At 67.1% G+C, this 19,605-nt stretch carries 20 protein-coding genes; 5 read left to right on the top strand and 15 right to left on the bottom strand.

All coding sequences use genetic code 11. From position 1 onward, the window contains the following. Nucleotides 1–18 precede the first annotated feature (18 nt). The gene (locus ACZ6DL_RS07580; RefSeq protein ID WP_466049783.1) at nt 19–219 is read left to right on the top strand and encodes a hypothetical protein; all 201 of its coding nucleotides are present in this window, start codon (nt 19–21) and stop codon (nt 217–219) included. Nucleotides 220–298: 79 nt separating this feature from the next. On the opposite strand, the gene ACZ6DL_RS07575 is transcribed toward ACZ6DL_RS07580, so the two are convergent. Then, nucleotides 299–1,126, bottom strand: coding sequence for a helix-turn-helix domain-containing protein (locus ACZ6DL_RS07575; RefSeq protein WP_466049781.1), 828 nt, complete (start codon nt 1,124–1,126; stop codon nt 299–301). An 85-nt stretch (nt 1,127–1,211) separates the two neighbouring features. On the opposite strand from ACZ6DL_RS07575, the gene ACZ6DL_RS07570 reads away from it, so the two are divergent. Together ACZ6DL_RS07570 and ACZ6DL_RS07565 are read left to right on the top strand one after the other, a co-directional pair. Then, nucleotides 1,212–2,075, top strand: coding sequence for an SDR family oxidoreductase (locus ACZ6DL_RS07570; RefSeq protein ID WP_466049779.1), 864 nt, complete (start codon nt 1,212–1,214; stop codon nt 2,073–2,075). A gap of 105 nt (nt 2,076–2,180) precedes the next feature. Further along, entirely contained in the window at nt 2,181–2,525 is a 345-nt protein-coding gene (locus ACZ6DL_RS07565) for a hypothetical protein (RefSeq protein WP_466049777.1), read from the top strand. 264 nt (nt 2,526–2,789) lie between these two features. Here the strand turns inward: ACZ6DL_RS07565 and ACZ6DL_RS07560 are convergent, their stop codons facing one another. From ACZ6DL_RS07560 to ACZ6DL_RS07545, 4 genes are all read right to left on the bottom strand, one after another. Beyond that, entirely contained in the window at nt 2,790–5,039 is a 2,250-nt protein-coding gene (locus tag ACZ6DL_RS07560) for a heavy metal translocating P-type ATPase (protein WP_466049775.1), read from the bottom strand. A gap of 36 nt (nt 5,040–5,075) precedes the next feature. After that, nucleotides 5,076–6,011, bottom strand: a complete 936-nt coding sequence (locus ACZ6DL_RS07555; RefSeq protein ID WP_466049773.1) for a hypothetical protein — start codon at nt 6,009–6,011, stop codon at nt 5,076–5,078. Between the two features lie 16 nt (nt 6,012–6,027). Further along, the gene (locus ACZ6DL_RS07550; RefSeq protein WP_466049771.1) at nt 6,028–6,234 is read right to left on the bottom strand and encodes a heavy-metal-associated domain-containing protein; all 207 of its coding nucleotides are present in this window, start codon (nt 6,232–6,234) and stop codon (nt 6,028–6,030) included. A 126-nt stretch (nt 6,235–6,360) separates the two neighbouring features. Next, nucleotides 6,361–7,113 (bottom strand): carboxymuconolactone decarboxylase family protein, encoded by a 753-nt coding sequence (locus ACZ6DL_RS07545; RefSeq protein ID WP_466049769.1) that lies wholly within the window; start codon nt 7,111–7,113, stop codon nt 6,361–6,363. A 119-nt stretch (nt 7,114–7,232) separates the two neighbouring features. Here ACZ6DL_RS07545 and ACZ6DL_RS07540 point away from each other — a divergent pair, with 119 nt between their 5' ends. After that, on the top strand, nt 7,233–7,790 hold the full coding sequence (locus ACZ6DL_RS07540; protein ID WP_466049767.1) for a TetR/AcrR family transcriptional regulator: 558 nt from the start codon (nt 7,233–7,235) through the stop codon (nt 7,788–7,790). A gap of 48 nt (nt 7,791–7,838) precedes the next feature. On the opposite strand, the gene ACZ6DL_RS07535 is transcribed toward ACZ6DL_RS07540, so the two are convergent. The 3 genes from ACZ6DL_RS07535 to ACZ6DL_RS07525 are packed head-to-tail and all read right to left on the bottom strand — an operon-like array spanning nt 7,839 to nt 9,554. Beyond that, entirely contained in the window at nt 7,839–8,039 is a 201-nt protein-coding gene (locus tag ACZ6DL_RS07535) for a hypothetical protein (RefSeq protein WP_466049765.1), read from the bottom strand. A 58-nt stretch (nt 8,040–8,097) separates the two neighbouring features. Next, nucleotides 8,098–8,808 (bottom strand): sterol desaturase family protein, encoded by a 711-nt coding sequence (locus ACZ6DL_RS07530; protein WP_466049763.1) that lies wholly within the window; start codon nt 8,806–8,808, stop codon nt 8,098–8,100. Between the two features lie 8 nt (nt 8,809–8,816). Beyond that, entirely contained in the window at nt 8,817–9,554 is a 738-nt protein-coding gene (locus tag ACZ6DL_RS07525; RefSeq protein ID WP_466049761.1) for a FadR/GntR family transcriptional regulator, read from the bottom strand. Nucleotides 9,555–9,589: 35 nt separating this feature from the next. On the opposite strand from ACZ6DL_RS07525, the gene ACZ6DL_RS07520 reads away from it, so the two are divergent. After that, a complete protein-coding gene (locus tag ACZ6DL_RS07520) occupies nt 9,590–9,826 on the top strand; it encodes a GNAT family N-acetyltransferase (protein WP_466049759.1) in 237 nt (78 codons plus the stop codon). A gap of 108 nt (nt 9,827–9,934) precedes the next feature. On the opposite strand, the gene ACZ6DL_RS07515 is transcribed toward ACZ6DL_RS07520, so the two are convergent. The 7 genes from ACZ6DL_RS07515 to ACZ6DL_RS07485 are packed head-to-tail and all read right to left on the bottom strand — an operon-like array spanning nt 9,935 to nt 19,459. After that, the gene (locus ACZ6DL_RS07515; protein WP_466049757.1) at nt 9,935–10,597 is read right to left on the bottom strand and encodes a hypothetical protein; all 663 of its coding nucleotides are present in this window, start codon (nt 10,595–10,597) and stop codon (nt 9,935–9,937) included. After that, nucleotides 10,594–12,264, bottom strand: a complete 1,671-nt coding sequence (locus ACZ6DL_RS07510; RefSeq protein WP_466049755.1) for an ABC transporter family substrate-binding protein — start codon at nt 12,262–12,264, stop codon at nt 10,594–10,596. The genes ACZ6DL_RS07515 and ACZ6DL_RS07510 overlap by 4 nt, the downstream gene beginning before the upstream one ends. Before the next feature lie 39 nt (nt 12,265–12,303). Next, complete coding sequence (locus ACZ6DL_RS07505) at nt 12,304–13,953, bottom strand: ABC transporter family substrate-binding protein (protein WP_466050463.1); 1,650 nt, start codon at nt 13,951–13,953, stop codon at nt 12,304–12,306. A gap of 47 nt (nt 13,954–14,000) precedes the next feature. After that, nucleotides 14,001–15,686, bottom strand: coding sequence for an ABC transporter family substrate-binding protein (locus ACZ6DL_RS07500; protein ID WP_466049753.1), 1,686 nt, complete (start codon nt 15,684–15,686; stop codon nt 14,001–14,003). A gap of 13 nt (nt 15,687–15,699) precedes the next feature. Beyond that, nucleotides 15,700–17,568, bottom strand: a complete 1,869-nt coding sequence (locus tag ACZ6DL_RS07495) for an ABC transporter ATP-binding protein (protein WP_466049751.1) — start codon at nt 17,566–17,568, stop codon at nt 15,700–15,702. Further along, nucleotides 17,565–18,485 carry an ABC transporter permease gene (locus ACZ6DL_RS07490; protein ID WP_466049749.1) on the bottom strand — a complete coding sequence of 307 codons (921 nt, stop codon included), beginning with the start codon at nt 18,483–18,485 and terminating at the stop codon, nt 17,565–17,567. Before ACZ6DL_RS07490 ends, ACZ6DL_RS07495 begins: the two co-directional genes overlap by 4 nt. After that, nucleotides 18,482–19,459 (bottom strand): ABC transporter permease, encoded by a 978-nt coding sequence (locus ACZ6DL_RS07485; protein ID WP_040864240.1) that lies wholly within the window; start codon nt 19,457–19,459, stop codon nt 18,482–18,484. Before ACZ6DL_RS07485 ends, ACZ6DL_RS07490 begins: the two co-directional genes overlap by 4 nt. Nucleotides 19,460–19,605 lie beyond the last annotated feature (146 nt).

Genomic DNA, 19,605 nt, shown 5'->3' with positions numbered 1-19,605 from the left:
CCATCGGACGACGTCCACGTGAGTGTGTTCCTGCACGGTCTGCGAATGGATTTCGCCGCATGCGTCACGGCGGCGATGACCTTCGCGCGCGAATGGCGGCACGCCCATTACCCCGACGCGGTCGAAATCCTTCCCGACGGCGCAGAAGGCTTACCCCGCCTGCCTTGCGAACGTCTGTATTGCGAGCGTGCGGCACGCCAGGTCGGTGGAGGCAGGTAAGTGCACTGCCCGGGAAAGAGCGGTCGGTCAGCTCGCGTTGTGCATCGTTTCGACGGGAACGAACGCGATGTCGCCCCGATCAGCGGAGACGGGTGAGTGCGCGGCACGGCGAGGGGGCCGGGACCTCACCTCGGAGGTAGGAGGTGGGTGGGACGCCCATCAGGCTGTGGAAGTCGGCTGTCATGTGGGACTGGTCGTAATAGCCCGTGCCGGTGGCGATATCGGCCAACGATGCGTCGTCGGTCCGGGACAGGACCCGGCGGAGTCGGTCGATGCGCGCGAAGTGTTTGGGGGAAACGCCTATTCCGTTGGTGAACAGATTGCGGAGTTGGCGTTCGCTGACGGAGAGGCGCACGGCCAGCTCGGTGACCGAGAGTGGGTGGTCGGCGGCGATGGCGGCTACGGCGGTGGCGAGCAGTCCCCGGCGGGCACGCTGGGGCGGATCGTCGGGGATGCGGCGCGGCAGCTCGTTCTCCAGGTACGGCACGACCTCGTCGTGGTCGAGTTCGATCAGCGCGGCGGCCAGCTGCCCGACCGGGCCGGGCAGATCGTCCAGCCGGAGCACGCGATCGGTGAGGTCGGCCGCCGGAACGCCGAGCAGCGCCGGGACCGCGCCCGGGGCGAGCCGCAAGCGGACACAGCCCGCGGGTTTGCTCGCGCGCGAGTAGCTCGCCTTGGTCTGCGGCCCGACGACGAGCGCGACACGGCGGTCACCGATATCGGCGTGCTCGGTGCGCAGCACGATCGTGGTGGCGGTCTGCGGCACATGCGCGAACGGCTCGGACAGGTCGAGCACGGTCGGGATGCGGCCGAGTTCGGCCAGCCACGGGCGCAGCGACTCCGGCGCCGGCTCGGACGTCTCGACCCGTTCGGCGGTCACGACGGGCGGGCGCGGCAGGGTGGTCACGGCATCCACTGTAAGCAGTCGCGCCTCCCGCAGGTGTGCCGGAATTTCCTAGAGACCTGCGCGAATGCCCGGCACGGTGGTTCCCATGATCGTGATCACCGGTGCGACCGGCACCATCGGCAGTGAAATCGTCCGGCAGCTCAGCATGCGCGGAACCGCGATCCGCGCTGTCACTCGTGACCCGGACCGGGCCGAGGTGCCCGCAGGCGTCGATGTGGTGCGCGGCGACTACACCGACCCCGCGTCCATGGCGAAGGCGATGCTCGGTGCGGAGGCCGCGTTCATCGTCGGCGTGCTGGGTCCGGAGTACGCGGAGACCGACCGTGCGCTGATCGCGACAGCGCGGGACGCGGGAGTCGGCAGGATCGTCAAACTCTCCGCGATCGGTACCGGCGATACCGGCCTCGGCCGGGTCGGAACCTGGCATCTGCCGGGTGAGCAGGCCGCGCGCGAGAGCGGCGTCGACTGGACCATCCTGCGCCCCAGCTCGTTTGCCTCCAACACGCTGAGCTGGGCCGCCGCGATCCGTGCCGGGCAGCCGGTGCCGAACATGACCGGTGCCGCGGCGCAAGGCGTCATCGATCCACGCGACGTCGCCGGGGTGGCGGTCGAGGCGCTGACCTCCGCCGATCACGCCGGACGGATCTACACCCTCACCGGGCCGGAATTGCTGACCACGCACGACCTGGCCGCCATTCTGGCTACTGTCACCGGCCGCCCCGTCGACGTGACCGATATTCCCGAAACCGAAGCGAGGGCACATATGCTCGCGTCCGGAATGTCCGCCGAATTCGCCGACGGTGCGCTGGCCGGGCAGGCATATGTGCGCGCGGGCCACAATGCGATCGTCACCGACGATGTGGCCCGAATTCTCGGGCGTGCCCGAAGTTTTGCCGAATGGGCCACCGATTACGCCGGTAACTTCGTGGCCGACGAGCGCACGTCGTAGGGTACCTGTGATCAGCGCCACATCGAATTGCCGAACGGTGCCTGCTCGGCAAGGGTGACAAGACCGGCCGGTCGGCCGGTGTGCTTACACGAAAAGGAAATTCGGATGCGTCAACGGGTCATGACGGTCTTGGTAGCGGTCGTAGCGGGCGGATCGGCCGCCGCGTTCGGCGGCGCGAGTGCGTCCGCGGTCGCGGTGAACCCCTTCCCCGGCGGCACGGAGGTCTACTTCGACAACGGTGAGTCCGCGGCGATCGCGAACCTGAACCTCGGACCGGCGCTGAGCCAGGTTGCCGTCGCTTGGTCTCCCGGAGCGAAAGCTCTGCTCGGCGAGGGGATCACCGAGCACGCCCGGTGGGCCAGCGAAACCCCGACCGGCGGGGTGTCGATCGAGGTGTACGGGTCGCCCGTCCAGCCATCGCTGGTCACGGTCACCACCCTTCGCGGCTGAGCGAGATTTCATTTCGGATTTCGGTGTGCCAGGGGTACGCTCGCCCATGGCGTTATGCGCATGCTTTGCCGGAATCCGCGGCGCTCGAGCGTAGAACTCGAGCAGCGGTCGTGAGCAGGCATGCGGCGAGACATCTGGCCGCCGCTCGTGCCGCCGGATGCCGCGCGGCTCGCGCCGCGCCTTCGGTGATTGCCGACATGGAGACCTCCTGGCGGATGCCCGGACGGGACGACACTACGTGTGCCGTCCCGTCCGGTGTTTTCGTCAGTTCGCGGTGGAGCGGAAGCCGCGCAGCCGCAGACTGTTGCTGACCACGAAGACCGAGGAGAACGCCATCGCGGCGCCCGCGAGCATCGGATTCAGCAGGCCCGCCATGGCCAGCGGGATCGCGGCCACGTTGTAGGCGAAGGCCCAGAAGAGATTTCCCTTGATGGTCGCGAGGGTGCGGCGCGACAGCCGGATCGCGTCCGCCGCCGCCCGCAGGTCGCCGCGCACCAAGGTCAGATCGCCCGCCTCGATGGCCACGTCGGTGCCGGTGCCCATGGCCAGGCCCAAGTCGGCCTGGGCCAGCGCCGCGGCGTCGTTCACGCCGTCGCCCACCATCGCCACCACTTTGCCCTCGGCTTGCAACCGCTTGACGGTGTCGACCTTGTCCTGCGGCAGCACTTCCGCGATCACCTCATAGATGCCGACCTGCGCGGCGATCGCGTCGGCGGCGGCCCGATTGTCGCCGGTCAGCATGATCGGGGTGAGACCGAGGGCGCGCAGCTGGGAAATCGCCTCGGCGGAGGTCGGTTTCACCGCGTCGGCCACCACGAGCACACCGCGCGCCTTGCCGTCCCAGCCGACCGCGACGGCGGTCTTGCCTTCGGCTTCGGCCGCGCGCATCGCCTGTGTCAGATCGTCGTCGAGATGCTGTGACCAGTCGGCGAGCAGCCGGGCGCGGCCGACGAGCACCGCGTGGCCGTCCACCATGCCTTGCACACCCAGGCCCTCGACGTTGGCGAAATCCTCGACCGGCTTCAGCTCGCCCACCCGCTCGCGGGCGCCCTTGGCGACGGCTTGGGCGATCGGGTGTTCCGAGGAATCCTCCAGCGCTCCGGCCAGTTCCAGAATCCTGGGGACCTGCTCGCCTTCGGCGGGGACGACATCGAGCAGCGTCATCTTGCCCGCGGTGACGGTGCCGGTCTTGTCCAGCACGATCGTGTCCACCCGCCGGGTCGATTCCAGCACCTCCGGGCCCTTGATCAGGATGCCCAACTGCGCGCCGCGACCCGTGCCGACCATCAGCGCGGTCGGCGTGGCCAGCCCGAGCGCGCACGGGCAGGCGATGATCAGCACGGCCACCGCCGCGGTGAAGGCCGCGGCAACCGATCCGCCGGTGCCGAGCCAGAAGCCCAGCGTCGCGACCGACAGGGCGATCACGATCGGCACGAAGATCCCGGAGATCCGGTCGGCCAGCCGCTGGGCCTGCGCCTTGCCGGTCTGCGCGTCCTCGACCAGCTTCGCCATCTGCGCCAGCTGGGTGTCCGAACCGATCCTGGTGGCACGCACCACGATCCGTCCGCCGACGTTGACGGTCGCGCCGACCACGACGTCGTCTCTGCCGACCTCCACCGGCACCGACTCACCGGTGAGCATCGAGGCGTCGACGGCCGAGGAACCTTCCGTCACGATGCCGTCGGTGGCGATCTTCTCGCCGGGACGCACCACGAACCGGTCGCCGACGGTCAGCTGCTCCACCGGAATACGCTGCTCGGTTCCGTCGCGCAGCACCGAGACCTCTTTGGCGCCCAGTTCGAGCAGAGCCCGCAGCGCCGCGCCCGCACGCCGCTTGGCGCGCGCCTCGAAGAAGCGTCCGGCCAGGATGAACGTGGTGACGCCCGCCGCGGCCTCGAGATAGATGCTGCCGGTGCCGTCCATCCGCGAGATGGTGAACTCGAACGGATGCGTCATGCCCGGCGTGCCCGCGGTGCCCCAGAACAGGGCGTACAGCGACCAGCCCAGTGCGGCCAGCGTCCCCATCGAGACCAGGGTGTCCATGGTCGCGGTGCCGTGGCGCAGGTTGGTCCATGCCGCACGGTGGAACGGCAGCGCGCCCCACACCACCACCGGGGCGGCCAGGGTCAGCGACAGCCACTGCCAGTTGGTGAACTGCAACGCCGGGATCATCGCCATGGCGATCACCGGCACCGACAGCGCCAGCGACACCAGCAGGCGGGTGCGCAGGGCGGCGGCGGGATCGTCCTCGGTCTCGGTCTCCTCCGAGCGCTCCGGCTGGGCGGGCAGGACAGCGGTGTAACCGGCCTGTTCGACGGTGGCGATCAGCTCGTCCGGCGAGACGCTGCCGGTGACCTCGACCCGGGCCTTCTCGGTCGCGTAGTTGACCGTCGCGGTGACGCCGTCGAGCTTGTTGAGCTTCTTCTCGATCCGGGCGGCGCAGGACGCGCAGGTCATTCCACCGATCACGAGTTCGACCTGCCCGGCGGGGGGCGGTTGTGTCGCGGTGGTCATCGTGGGTGCTCCGTTCTGTGCGCGGACGGTCGTCGGTCAGTGCGCGTGGCCGTCCGGCGCCTGCTGCTGACCAGTGTGTTCGTTGTGAGTGGAGGCGTCTACGGCGGGGGTGCCCGGCGTGACGGTCAGGGTGAATTCGGCGGTGCGGACCACACCCTCGTGCTGGAAGTCGAGGAACAAGCGGTAGTCGCCCGCGCTCGGCGCCGTCACCGCGAAGGTGATGCCCGGGCCGGGCGCGGTCACGCCGTCGCCGGGGTGGCCTTCCGGATGGACGTGCAGATAACCCAGGTCAGCGGCGCGCAGGGCCACCAGGTGGCCGTAAGCGCCGAGGTAGGGCTGCAAATCGGTCACCGGTTTGCCCGCCCGGCTCACCGACAGCGTCACCTGTGAAGCCCGGCCCGGGACGACAGCGCCCTCCAGTGTGACGGTGTAGTCGCCCACGGTGGTGGTGGAAGCCGTCGCGGGCAGCTTCTGTGGGTCGTAGACGCCCGCCACCCGCAGGTCCGCGCCGAGTGTCAGGTTGTCGCCGCCCTCGGGGGTGAAGTCGGCGAACACCCGGTAATCACCGGCGCGAGTGAGGTCGAGCGGGACGCTCCACGTTCCGTTGCCGTCGAGCACCGGGTGCACATGCTGGAAGGCGGCCATATCGCGGCGCACGACGATCAAGTGAAGATCCTTGTCGTGGCTGCGCACATACCGGGTTACGGGTTTTCCGTCGCGGTCGAGGATCGTGAAGCGCAGCGGTACGTTCGCCGCGGCGCTGGTCTGGGCGGTGTCCAGCCGCAGGGTGTAGCCGCGGTCGGTTGCCATCATTCCTCCGGGTGATGAGTTGAGTTCGCCCTGGTCGGCGGCGTGTGCGGTCGAGTCACGGGCTGCGGGTTCCGGCCCGATGAGCGAACCGGCCGCGAGAGCGATCCCGAAGACCGCGGCGAGGCCGAGGGCGAAACCGCCGAACTTGGTGGATGCGTTCATCGGAGTGCTCCGTCCGTCAGTCGGTGACCGGGTAGCCGGCGCGGGCCACGGCCGCGGTGAGTTCGGCGTGATCGATCGGAGTCGCGCTCTCGACGGTCACCAGGCCGTCTGCGAGGTCGACGGCGACGGAATCGACGCCGGAGATGCGGCCGATCTCGGTGCGGACCGAGGCGGCGCAACCGCCGCAGGTCATACCGGTGACGGTCACGGTGCTGGTGCTCATCGTGTTCTCCTCGTGCGGTGCTGCTGATTCTTTTACCATACCCCCCTAGGGTATCTGGTTGTCAAGCCTGGCGCAGAAGAAAGCCCGGTCCGCGATGGATCGCGGACCGGGCTCGCTGGTCGAGTATCAGGAGGCGGGGTAGGTCACCAGGGCGACCGCCGGAGCCGAAACCACCTGTACTTCGGCCGCATCGGAGACCTTGACGTGCAGAAACCCGCCCTCGATGGCGATTCGGACGTCATCGACGCTGCGCACGCTCCGCCCCTCCAGGTCCAGCAGGGAGTAACCCTCGACCAGCACGACCTTGCCCGCGGACCGCCATTTCGCCTCGACCACGGTGCCTTTCGTCGGCGCCGCGGGCGGGAAGTCGAGTTCCGGCTCGGCGACGTGGTTGAAGTAGTTGGACAAGACGTTCAGCGCGACATGGCCGACGATCTCGCTCAGTTCGGCATCGCTGACGCCGCGTGAGCGCGCCGCGGCGAGCGCGGCGTCGTCGATCCGGCCGCGGGAACGCAGCACGTCGCGAGCGAGGCGCAGGATCGCGTCGGCGTGCGGGTCCTCGGCGCGCGCCGCGCGGGTGTCGGCGATCGCCTGCTCGGTGAAGCCCATCCGCTCGGCACGCATGGTGTGCGCGGCGGTGCAGTAGTCGCAGCCGTTCTCGTCCGCGACCAGCAGTGCGAGTTGCTCGCGCACTCGGGCGGAGAGCTTTCCCCTGGTCAGTGCGTCGCGCAGATTCAGGTATCCGCGCAGTGTGGCGGGACTGTTCGCCATAGCGGCGTAGAGATTCGGGACGCGGCCCAGCTGGCGCTGTACCTCGGTGAGCAGGTCGGCTTGCTCGGCATCGGCGGAGTCGGGGGATACAAGGGGCAGGCGGGACATCGAAGCCTCCAGCTCGAACAAGATGGTACCGATCGGTGCCGAAACTGGACGGTACTGATCGGTTCCGTATTGGTCAAGTCGGATGGTACTGATCGGTTCCGTACTGCTACCGTGACGTCATGGCAACTCAGGCCAAGCAGCGTTTGCTCACCACGGCGGAAGAGCTCTTCTACGCCGAAGGCATTCGAGCTGTCGGCATAGACCGCCTGCTCCAGGAGTCGGGCGTGGGCCGCGCGTCCTTCTATCGCCACTTCGCGAGCAAGGACGAACTTGTCGTCGCGGTGCTGGAAGATCGTGATCGCCGGTGGCTGAGCTGGCTGCGGGAATCGGTCGAGGCGAAGACCGGCGATCCTGCCGCCCGCCCGCTGGCGGTCTTCGACGCCCTGGCCGACCGATTCGCCCGCAAGGACTTTCGCGGCTGCGCGTTCATCAACACCATGGTCGAGGTCGCCGATCGCGAGAGCGCCGCGCATCAGGTCGCCGATCGGCACAAGCGGCGGGTGATCGATTACCTGTCCGAACTTCTCGCCGAGGCGGGTTGCTCCGATGCTTCGGGAATGGCCGCAGAACTCGCGTTGCTGGTGGACGGAGCGATCGTCACCGCTGTTCGCGAGGGGAATCCGGATGCGGCCTCCCGGGCGGGTGCGATCGCGGAGCGTTTGCTCGCCGCGCGGTAGAACTTCCGATCGCCGCCGGTGCGATGCGGCGACTCGGGCGGCACTCGGTCAGCGCTGGAGCTTGGTCATGAAGTGCGTCAGCGCGGTGTGCACCGCCGCCGCGTCCTGCTGATCGAGTGAATTCCGCAGGTCGCGGTCCAGTTCGTCGACAATCGCCGCCGTCGCCGGGGTGTGTCGGGTCGGAGATGCGGTGATAGGTCTGTGGCGGCGGATCCCCGGGCAGGTGGCGGGGTCGGTGCTCGTCGGCACGATTCATCTCGCATCGATGACACACTTTCCGACCACCAAGTGATCCCAGGGGCTCCCGTCAGGCCGAGTGGAGATTCCGCGCGGTGGGTGAGGTTTCGGTCGTGGCCGGGTCGGGATAGGTGCCGAAGAGGCGGTCGGCGGTGCCGGAGCTGGTAACCGTGAACCAGTAGTGCTCGTTCTTGTAGTGGTGGTGGCGATGGTTGCGCCACACCGCCCGGTAGAGCGAGCGTTTCGGCTTGTAGTCGGTGTGGATCAGGTAGTGCGTCCACTCGTAGCCGAGGCCGAGCAGGGTGATGGTGATCAGGAAGGTCAGTCCCAGGCCCGCGCGGGGGAAGGCGAACGCCGCCAGCGCGATCAACACGACGACCAGCACCGCCAGCGTCTTGGTCGGGATGAAGACCAGCGGGATGTCGCGCGGATCCACGTGATGCTCGCGGTGCTTGCGAGCCAGTTCGCTGTCGAGCGCGATCGAGCCGAGCCGCCGTGGCCGCCAATGCAGCACGGTGACGTGCACGATCCATTCGAAGATCGGGAAGAACGCCAGCATCACGGCGGGCACCAGCAGATCGGTGGGCTGCCAGTCGCCGACGACGATCCGGGCGATCAGTGCGCCGACCAGCGGGGTTCCGATCATCCACGGGGAAGGGTGCCGGAGGAATTCCTCGAATGCCTGACCCAGGGTGAGTCCGCGGCGCAGCGCCCGCTCGTCCCTGCGCACCCGCGCCCGCGCGTCGGCCGATTCCCGGTCGGATGTCTTGGATTTGGTCATGATGGTTCCTAGCTGTGCGTGACCGCCGGTCCACCGAGGACCTCGATCAGAGCGGTGGTCGCCGGCTCGAGCAGCGCCCGAGCGGTGGTGGCGGCCTTCTGCGGCCGGCCCGCCGCGATGGCGGCGGCCAGTTCGCGGTACGCCTCGACGTTGCCCACCTCGGCGGACATGATCGGGGCCAGCGCCGCGAGCGCTGGTTCATAGGCGGCGCGCAACATGTTGAACATCAGCCGGAAGACGATCGAGTCGGCCGCGTCCACGACGTGATCCCAGAACTCCATCGCGTGCCGCTGCTGGGCGATCAGGTCCGGTTCGGCGGCGAGCGCCTCGACCGAGCTCTCCAGCAGAGGGCGAATCTCTTCCGCGCCGACTGCGCCGACGCGGCGCGCGGCCAACTCCGCCACCTTCGGACCGTTGTGCAGGCGAGCCTCCAGAATGCTGCGCGCGACAGCGGGATCGAGTTCCCCGGCCTGCACCAGCAACCTGGGCAGCACCTCGAGCCCCGCACCGCGCCGATAGTCCAGCACGGTCGTCGCGTCTCCTTGCCGCACGGCCACCAGCCCGGCCGCCGCCAGCCGCTGTAGGGCCTCCCGAACCGCGGGCCGGGACACCCCCAGCGCCTCCGCCAACTGCCGCTCACTGGGCAAGGTCGCCCCCGGCGCCAGCTCGCCACTGAGCACATCCGCGGCGATCTGCTCGAACACATCCGCCGACACCGACCGTTTGACCACAGGTTGCAACGCCATGGGTCCACTATGGGCGCTGATGGTCAGGAGGTCAAGTGGTCAGACCAGTGGCGGCGAAGTCCGGGGCGGAGCAGTTTCGAGGCAGAGGGTATGGCACCACCCTCACCCAGCACGTTCTGACCGAAGCGGCACGAACCCGTGCGATCGAGCGCATCTATCTCAGTGTCGATCCGGCCAACGACAGCGCACGGCGCGTCTACCGCGCCTGCGGCTTCGAAGAGGGGATAGTCTCGCGGAAGTACTCTTACGAGGTTTGCCACCGGGCGAGCTAGCATCGCTCGTTCGTATTCGAAGTGCAGATCCCTGAGTATCGAAGTGCCGGATGAAGCGTTGATGGCGCTGACGCTCGCATAGTCGCCGAGATACCGCCGGGTGCGGAGTCAGCTGGGGTCGGATCCTCGAATGGCGGAGAGCCAGATCGAGCACGCGGCCGCGATGGTGAGGGCGGCGATGAAGGCGGCGAGGCCTCCTCCATCGATGTAGACCCACAGGAGTGCCGCGATGGGGGCGGCGACGGCGGATTGCGCGTCGAGCAGCAGACGGCGGCTCCGCCGGGTGACCTTCCCGACGATTGTGACCGCGTCGGGATCGGGGCGGCTGGGGTTGTCGAGGAGACGGCCGGGCGGTTCGACGGCGCTGATGCGGCCGGACGGGTAGCAGCGTCGCCCGCCGACGTGCATTGTGCGGTCGGTGAGTTCTCCTTCGGTTTCGGTGAGGGTGAGCAGCGCCGGGTCGAAGTACACCGGAAGCCAGCGTGAACGACCCGTGCCGTCGATTTGCAACCATGATCGGCTGACCAGCTGGTGCTGCTGGCGAACGCGGGTGACCCGCACGGTCTGCGCGGGGCCCGAACGCCACGACGGAAGTACGCCGAAGGCGACCGACAGCCGATACGCGGTGTACCCGGCCACGCCGAACGCGACGGCCACTATGCCCGCCACCTGATCCAACGTGCCGAACGGCGCCCAAGCGGCACAGACCGCGAGGGCGCCGAACGTCACCGTGACCGGATAGGCCAGCGGGTGGCCCGATCCAGAACTCACTTCAGGAAGCCGACCTTGGTGTAGTCGCGCGAGGCGAGGCCGAACGCACCGTAGTTCGCCAGGTCGGTCCGGGCCGCGTAGGTGCCCGCCGCCTGGTGCAGCGGGATGGAGTAGCCCTCTTCGAAGATCATCCGATCGCACTCGTTGGCCAGCTGAATGGCCTTGTCCGGGTCGAGCTCGGAGAGTGTCCGGTCGATCAGCGCGTTGAGTTCCGGGGTACCGATCCGCGCCTTGTTGCCCTGCAGGTTGTTCGGATCGTAGTAGTAGATCTGCCGCAGTCCGCTCAGTGGGAGAACGCTGCCGTTCCAGCTGAATTGGGCCAGATCGAAGTTACCGGGGTCGATGACGTTGGTGAACAGACCGGTGCCCGGCACGGTCTGGATGCTCAGCTTCACTCCGACCCTCGCGAGGTTCTGCTGCACGATCTGCGCGGTCTGCACCCACTGATCCTGCTGGTACATCACGTCGCGGAGTTCGAGCTTGCGACCGTCCTTCTCGCGGACGTCGCCGTTGAGTTTCCACCCGAGGGCGTCCAACATGCGGGCCGCCTCGTCCGGGTCGTAGGCGATGGGCGCCGCGTTGTCCTGGTAGCCCTTCTGCCCCGACACGAAGACGTGGTTGTTCAGCGGCTTGGGATCGTCGACGACGCCGTGCTGCGAGGCGGTGACCACTCCCTGCCGGTCGATCGCCTTGGAGATGGCGATTCGCAGCTGCGGATCGGCGAGCAGGGAACCGGGTGCTCCGTTGAACGTGATGTGCGACCAGGTCGGCTCGGGCGTGCGCCGGATGACCACGTTCGCGGCATTGCGCGCCGCGCTGACGTTCTCGATGCCGGACATGTACGCGATATCGAGTTCGTTGTTCTGGATCGCGGGCAGCCAGGCCGAATGGTCGAGCACGCTGAAGGTGACGGAATCGAGCTTCGGCGTATCGCCCCACCACTTGGGATTGCGCCCGAGCACGATGCGATTCTGGCTGCGGTCGATGGAGGTGACCACGAAGGGGCCCGCACTTTGCGGCAGCCCGTTCCTGGCCGCGTTGGTGAAGGCGTCGGGGGTCGCGGTGACCGACTTCGGGTACAGCGGGCTGAACAGCCCTTGCCATTCGCCATAGGGTTGATCGAAGGTCACCACGGCTTGCCGGTCATCGGCGCCGCGCTCGACCTTGCCGACCCGTTCGAAACCACCGGTGGCCGAGACGAGGAACGCGTTGTCCTTACCGCTGAGCGCATTCGCCTGAGACCGGAGATCCTCCCAGGTGATCGGCGAGCCATCGGACCAGACGGCCTTCGGATTGATGGTGTACTCCACCTGCTGCGGGCTGGTGCCGGTCAGCTTGATATCGGTGAAGAAGTTGTGGTCGACGCTCAGCTGCCCCGCCGCGTCGCTGACGAAGGCGGCGGGCATCGTCGCTTCGGCGATGTAGAAGACAGTTTCCGTTCCGCCGTCTACGTGCAGATAGTTGAAAGTCTCCGGAAAATTGGAGAGTGCCAGCCGCAGGTTGCCGCCGTCGCGCAGTTCGCTCGGGTTCCTCGGGTTGATGTCGTTGGTGCTGCCGACCGTGCTGGAGCCCGGGGTCACTCCGTTGTCATCGCCACAGCCGGTGACTGCCAGCCCTACGACGACCAGCGATAAGGCCAGCCGGGCACACGCAGAGGTAATCCGCATGGTGATCCTTCCTGCTCGTTGCGTCCTACGGAAACGACCTCACTTCTCGAAGCCCACCCGGAGGTAGTCCGTGGAAGCCAGCCCGAAGGCGCCGAAGTTGGCCAGGCCCGCACGGACCGCTACGTTGCCGGCCGATTGCGCGACGGGCACCGAATGACCAAGCTCGAAGATCATCCGGTCGGCCTTGTTCGCAAGCTCGATCGCCTTCTCGGGGTCGAGTTCGGAGATGGTCTGGTCGATCAGCGCGTTCAGTTCGGGTGACCCGATCCGTCCCTTGTTGCTGAGCGTATTCGCTGGGTCGTAGGCGTAGATCTGGGGCAGCGCGCCGAGCGGGAAAATGCTTCGTTGCCAGCTGAACTGAGCGATGTCGAAGTTGCCCGGGTCGATGACATCGGTGAACAAGCCGTTGCCGGGGAAGGTCTGGATTTCGAGTTTCACCCCGACCCGAGCCAGATTCTGCTGCATGATCTGCGCCATCTGCACCCAGGTGTCCTGCTGGAACATCACATCCCGGATCACCAGCTTGCGCCCGTCCTTCTCGCGGACGTCGCCGTTGAGCTTCCAACCGAGTTCGTCCAGCATGCGGGCCGCCTCGTCGGGGTTGTAGGCGATCACCGCGGAGTTGTCCTGGTAGCCCTTCTGCCCGTCGAGGTAGATGTGGTTGTTCAGCGGCTTGGGATTCTCCACGATCCCGTTCTGCAGCGCCGTGACGACGCCCTGCCGGTCGATCGCCTTCGCGATTGCGACGCGCAGGCGGGGATCTGCGAGAATCGACCCTTGCGCTCCGTTGAACGTGATGTGCGAATTGTACGGACGCGAAGCACGACGCACGATGATGCCCGGTGAGTTGGTCGCGGACTTGACCTCCTCGATGCCCGAGATATCGATGGCGTCGAGTTCATTGTTCTGCAAGGCGTTGAGACGGGCCGAATAGTCGAGCACACTGTAGGTGACGGTGTCGAGTTTCGGCGTCTCGCCCCACCATTTCGGGTTGCGGCTGAGCACGATGCGTTGCTGCGCCCGGTCGACGGAGGTGATCACGAACGGTCCCGCCGACTTGGCGAGCCCGTTGCGGTCACGCTCGTTGAACGCCTGCGGCGTCTCGGTCGATTCCTTCGGCATCAGCTGGCTGAACAGGCCCCGCCACTCCGCGTAGTGCTGTCCGAAGGTGGCGATTGCCTGGCGGTCGTCGACGCCGCGCTCGACGCCGGCCAGCCGGCTGTAGCCCTGAGTCGCGGAGACCCGGTACTCCGTGTTGCGGCCGCTCAGCGCCTCCGCCTGGGACCGCAGGTCCTCCCAGGTGATCGGGCTGCCGTCGGACCAGACCGCCTTGGGGTTGATGGTGTAGACAACTCGCTGCGGGTTGGTCTCGGTCAGCGCGATGTCGGTGAAGAAATTGTGGTCGATCGACAATTCGCCCGCGGCGTTGGAGGTGATCGGCCCCGGCAACGTCCAGTCGACGACTTCGGAGAGGTCATAGTCGCTGTCGACGTGGTGCGGATTGAACGTCGCGGGGAAATTCGTGATGGCCAGACGCAGGTTGCCGCCGTCGCGCAGTGCGCTCGGCTCCTGGGGATTGATGTCGTTGGTCGAACCCAGCGCGTTGGAACCCGACTTCACCTCGCTGTCGCCCGAGCCGCAGCCGACCAGTAGCGCGAGCGCCGTGCCCACGGTGAGAGCCCCGACCATCACATCGCGTGTCCGCCACCGGCGGTTCCGTATTGGCTGTACTGGTCTCATTGCACGAATCCGATCTTGGTGTAGTCGTAGGACGCCAGGCCGGGAGAGCCGATATTGGCCAGATCCGCGCGGGCGCCGAAACTGCCGTCGGACTGGGTCAGCGGCAGGGAATGTCCTTCCTCGAACACTTTCCGGTCGACCTCGTTGGCCAGTTCGATCGCCTTCTTCGGATCGAGTTCGGTCAGCGTTCGCTCGATCAGGGCGTTGAGTTCGGGCGAACCGATGCGACCGTAGTTGCCCTGCAGATCGTTCGGGTCGTAGTAGTAGATCTGCCGGATGGAACTCATCGCGAAGGCGTCCCCGGAGAAGATGAACTGTGCGGCGTCGAAATCACCGGGAATGATGACGTCGGTGAAATAACCGGCGCCGGGCTTGGTGTCGATGGTCAGCCGCACGCCGATGCGGGCCAGATTCTGCTGGATGATCTGCGCGATCTGGACCCACAGCGGGTCGTTGTACATCACGTCGCGAATTTCCAGTTTGCGGCCGTCCTTCTCACGGACGTCGCCGTTGAGCTTCCAGCCGAGCGCGTCGAGTTCCTGTGCCGCCTGGTCCGGGTCGTACGCCACCGGCGCCGAATTGTCCTGATACCCGTCTTGTCCCTGGAGGAAGATGTGGTTGTTCAACGGCTTCGGATTCTCGACCAGCCCGTTCTGGGTCGCGGTCGCGATGCCCTGCCGGTCGATGGCCTTCGCGATCGCCACGCGCAGGCGCGCGTCCGCGAGAATGGAGCCGGGTGCGCCGTTGAAGGTGATGTGGCGCCAGCGGTTACCCGGGGCGCGGCGAATGACCAGCCCGCTGGTGTTGCGGACCGTCTTGACCTCATCGATCGAGCCGAGCCGGACGAGGTCGAGTTCGTTGTTCTGCAGGGCGCTCGCCCAGGCCGCCTGATCCAGCACGCTGTAGGTGATGGTGTCCAGTTTCGGCGTCTCACCCCACCACTTGGGATTACGGCCGAGCGCGATCCGGCCCTGGACGCGGTCGGTGGATTGGACGACGAACGGGCCCGCGCTGGGGCCGAGACGGTCCACGAGTCCCTTGTTGAACGATTCCGGGTCCGCCGTCACGGATTTCGGGAAAAGCGAGGAGTTGCCCGCGAACTGTCCGCGCCATTCGCCATAGGGATGGTTGAAGGTGAGGACCGCCTGCCGGTCGTCCACACCGCGCTCGACCTTGTCGACGAACTCGAAGCCGTTGGTGATCGCGATCAGGAAGCGCTTGTCCCGCCCGCTGAGCGCGTGTGCTTGCGCGGCGATGTCCGCCCAGGTGATCGGCGTGCCGTCGGACCAGACCGCCGCGGGATTGATGGTGTAGGTGACCTGTTGCGGATCGGCGCCGGTCAGCGCGACATCGGTGAAGTAGTTCCTGTTCACGGTGAGATTGCCCGCCGCGTCGACGTCGAACGCGCGCGGCATGAGCGGGCGCTCGATGTCGGCGATCTCGCCGTCGTTCCCGTCATTGGACAGGGTGTTCCAGTTCGCCGGGAAGCTGGTCACCGCCAGGCGCAGATTGCCGCCCTCGCGCACCTCGTCGCGGTTCTTGGGGTTGATGTCGCTGGTGGTGCCGAGTGCGTCGGACAGTCCCGCCGCCGAATCGTCGGCGCCGGTCGCGCAGCCCGCGGCGATCAGCGCGAACGCCGCCAAGCCCGCAGTCCACCGCATTCGGTCGAAACGGATACGCATCGCACCCTCCTGACTATCGGCTGACTGCTGGAACCGGCACCGCGTCGATCAGCGCCCTGGTGTACTCGTGCCGAGGATCAGCGAATATCTGCTCCGCCGGGCCGTATTCCACGATCTTGCCGCGATACATGACGGCGACGTCGTGGGCCAGATTCCGCACCACCGACAGGTCGTGCGAGACGAACAGGTAGGACAGCCCGCGCTCGGTCTGCAGATCGCGCAGCAGGTTGAGCACGCCCGCCTGGATCGAGACGTCCAGCGAGGAGACCGGCTCGTCCAGCACCAACAGCTCCGGGTCCAGCGCGAGTGCGCGGGCGACGCTGATGCGCTGTTTCTGGCCGCCGGAGAAGTCCGCGGGATAGCGGTCGGCATGGTCAGGGCGCAGCCCGACCTGCTCGAGCAGCTGCGGGACCCGGCGGACGATTTCGGACCGCGGTCGCCCGTCGATGCGCAACGGCTCGGCGATCGCGTCGAAGATCGGCAGGCGCGGGTCCAGCGAGGCGGTGGGGTCCTGGAAGACGATCTGCATCTTCCGGCGGATCTCCCGCTTGCGCGCCTTGCTCAGCGACGCGACATCGTTGCCCATGATCTCGATGGCGCCCGACTGCGGCGGTATCAGATCGAGAATCTGTGTGAGCGTGGTGGATTTGCCGGAGCCGGACTCCCCGACCAGCGCCAAGGTGCGCCCGCCGCGGACCTCGAAGCTGATACCGTCGACTGCCCTGACCTCCCCCGTGCGGCGGCGCAGTACTACACCCGAGGTGATCGGGAAGATCTTCACCAGATCCTTGACGCGCAAGACCACATCGGATTCCACCTCCGCCACGGCGTCCGGCTCGGCGATCTCGCGGCGGTAGGCCTCGAACAAGTCGTCGGCGCCGACCTCTGCGGTGCGAATGCATGCGGCGGTATGCCCGGGTTCGACGGCCTCCAGCGGGGGTTCGGCGGCTCTGCATTCGTCGATCGCCACCGGGCAGCGCGGTGCGAACGAGCAGCCAGGCGGCAGGGCGTGCATAGCGGGCGGCGCGCCGACGATCGGGATCAGCGGCTGCCGCGGCGGACCGTCCATGCGCGGAATCGAACCGAGCAGACCGACGGTGTACGGCATTCGCGGCGCGCTGAACAGGTCCGCCGCGGTGGCGGTCTCGACGATCCTGCCCGCGTACATGACGGCGACGCGGTCGGCCAGGGTCGCGGCGATGCCCATGTCGTGGGTGATCATGATGACGCCCGCGCCGGTGATGTCGCGCGCCTTGCGCAGCAGATTCAAGATCTGCTTCTGCACCGTCACGTCCAGCGCGGTGGTGGGCTCGTCGCAGATGATCAGCGCCGGATCGTTCGCGATCGCCATCGCGATGACCACGCGCTGGCGCTGGCCGCCGGAGAACTCGTGCGGAAACGCCTTGGCCCGCACCTCCGGGTCCGGGATGCCGACCAGGTCGAGCAGCTCCACCGCCCGCTTCGCGGCTTCGCGCCTGCCCATCTTGCCGTGCGCCAGCAGGGCTTCGGCGATCTGATCGCCCACCCGGTACACCGGCGTGAGCGCCGACAACGGGTCCTGGAACACCATGCTGATGGAACTGCCGCGCAGCCTGGACAATTCGCGATCACCGAGCCCGAGCAGTTCGCGTCCGCGGAACCGGATGGAACCGGTGATCCGCGCCTGCTCCGGCAGCAATCCCATCACCGCCAGCGAAGACACCGACTTCCCCGAGCCGGATTCACCGACGATGCCGAGCACCTCGCCGTCGGACACCGTGTAAGTGACGCCGCGGACCGCGTCGATCCGGCCCTCCTCGCTGGGGAAGCTCACCCGCAGATCGGTGATCTCCAGCAGCGGCGCGGTCGAGGCCGTCTTCTCGGTTTCTACTGCGCTTGTCATGCTTTCGCCTTCTTCTTCGACCGAGCCCGCTTCGCGCCGGGATCGAACGCGTCGCGCAGCCCGTCACCGACGAGGTTGGCGCACAGCACGGTGATGATCAGCAGACCACCCGCGAACAGGAACAGCCAGGGATAGGTCAACGCTGATTTCGTGCCCGCGGCGATCAGCGAACCGAGCGACACGTCCGGCGGCTGCACGCCGAAACCGAGGAAGCTCAACCCCGTTTCGGCCATGATCGCCGAGCCGACGGTGAGGGTGGTGTCGATGATCAGGATCGAGGCGATATTCGGGAGGACGTGACTGAAGATCACCGTGTGGGTGGGCGCTCCCATGTACCGCGCGGCCCGGACGAATTCGCGATCACGCAGGCTCAATGTCAGCCCGCGCACGATTCGCGCCGAGATCATCCAGCCGAAGCAGGACAGCAGGAGGATCAGCAGCAGGATGGAACCGCTGCCTTTGGTGCGCGGCGCGAACAGCGCGATGATGATGAAACTCGGGACCACAAGCAGCAGATCGACCAGCCACATGATCGCGCGATCGGTCCAGCCGCCGAGCAATCCGGCCAGCGAACCGGCGGTGGCCGCGATCGTGGTGGACAACAGCGCGACGCACAAGCCGATGACCAGCGATTTCTGCAATCCACGCAGAGTCTGCGCGAGCACGTCCTGACCGATCTGGGTGGTGCCGAACGGATGTTTCGCGCTCGGCGGTTTGAGCAGGGCGGTGTAGTCCAGTTCCTGGTAGTCGTAGGCCAGCAAGGGCGGCAGCGCGAAGCTCGCGACGAACAGCGCGATGAGGATCAATCCACCGGCGACGGCGGGCTTGTTACGCAGGAAGCGCCGCAAAACCAGCTTGCGCCGTCCGGTCGCGGTGACTTCCGGGGCGCCCTGGACGATGATTTCGGCTTCGGTCATCCCACACGCACCCTGGGGTCGAGAATCGCGTACACGATGTCGGAGAGCAGACCCGACACCAGCACGACCAGGCCGGCGAACGCGGTCACCGTCACCACGACGTACAGATCCTGCGCGTTGATCGAGTCGACCAGCCACTCCCCGACACCGTGCCAGCCGAAGATCTTCTCGGTGAACGTCGCGCCGGTGATCAGGGCGCCGAGACTGTAGGCGAACAGTGTGGCCATCGGGATCAGCGCCGTGCGCAGGCCGTGCTTGTACAGCGCCTTGCTTCGGGTGAGGCCCTTGGCGCGAGCGGTGCGGATGAAATCGCTCTGCAGCACGTCGAGCATGGCGTTGCGCTGATAGCGGCTGTAGCCCGCCATGGCGCCGAGGGCCAGCGCGGTGGTGGGCAGGATCAGGTGCTGGACGCGGTCGAGCAGCTGCGGCCCGAACCCTTCGATCTTGTTCGCCGACGTCTCGCCGGTATAGAGGAAGATCTGCGACCCGGTGAGGGAGTTGATCTCCAGCGCACCGTATTTCAGCAGCGTCGCGAGCAGGAACACCGGGGTGCTCAAGACCAGGAGCGACACCACCGTGGTGAAGTAGTCGCTGAACTTGTACTGCCGGATCGCGCCCGCGGCGCCGATCAGTACGCCCAGCACCGTGCCGACCAGGGATCCGACGATCAGCAGGCGCAGACTCACCGCGACCCGCCGCGGCAGTTCCCGGCTGACCGGCTGACCGGCCAGCGTGGTGCCGAAGTCGCCGTGCGGAATGCCAGCGAGCCAGGTGATATAGCGCTGCGGAATCGGGTCGTTGAGATGCAACTCCTCGGCCTTGGCGTCGATCACTGCCTGTGGCGGACGCGGGTTGCGTTGTTCGAGACTGTCCAGCGGCCGGAACGTCAGTGACGCCAGGCTGAACGTCAGGAACGAAGCCAGCAGCAACAGCACGACATAGTTGAGCGCGCGTCGTAGCAGGAAGCCGGTCATCAGTCCTCTGGTCTTTCGGCTGGACGGGCCAGCGTCGGTATTAGTCCCCGATCATAAGGACGTGGTCGGCGGCGCGCGTGCCACACGACATCCGGGCATGTCCGAGGTTCGGCCGGACGCCGGCCCGCAGGACCGGACGGGCGTCG

It is taken from the genome of Nocardia sp. NPDC041819, assembly GCF_055590505.1.
This window is presented reverse-complemented; position numbering and strand designations above follow the sequence as displayed.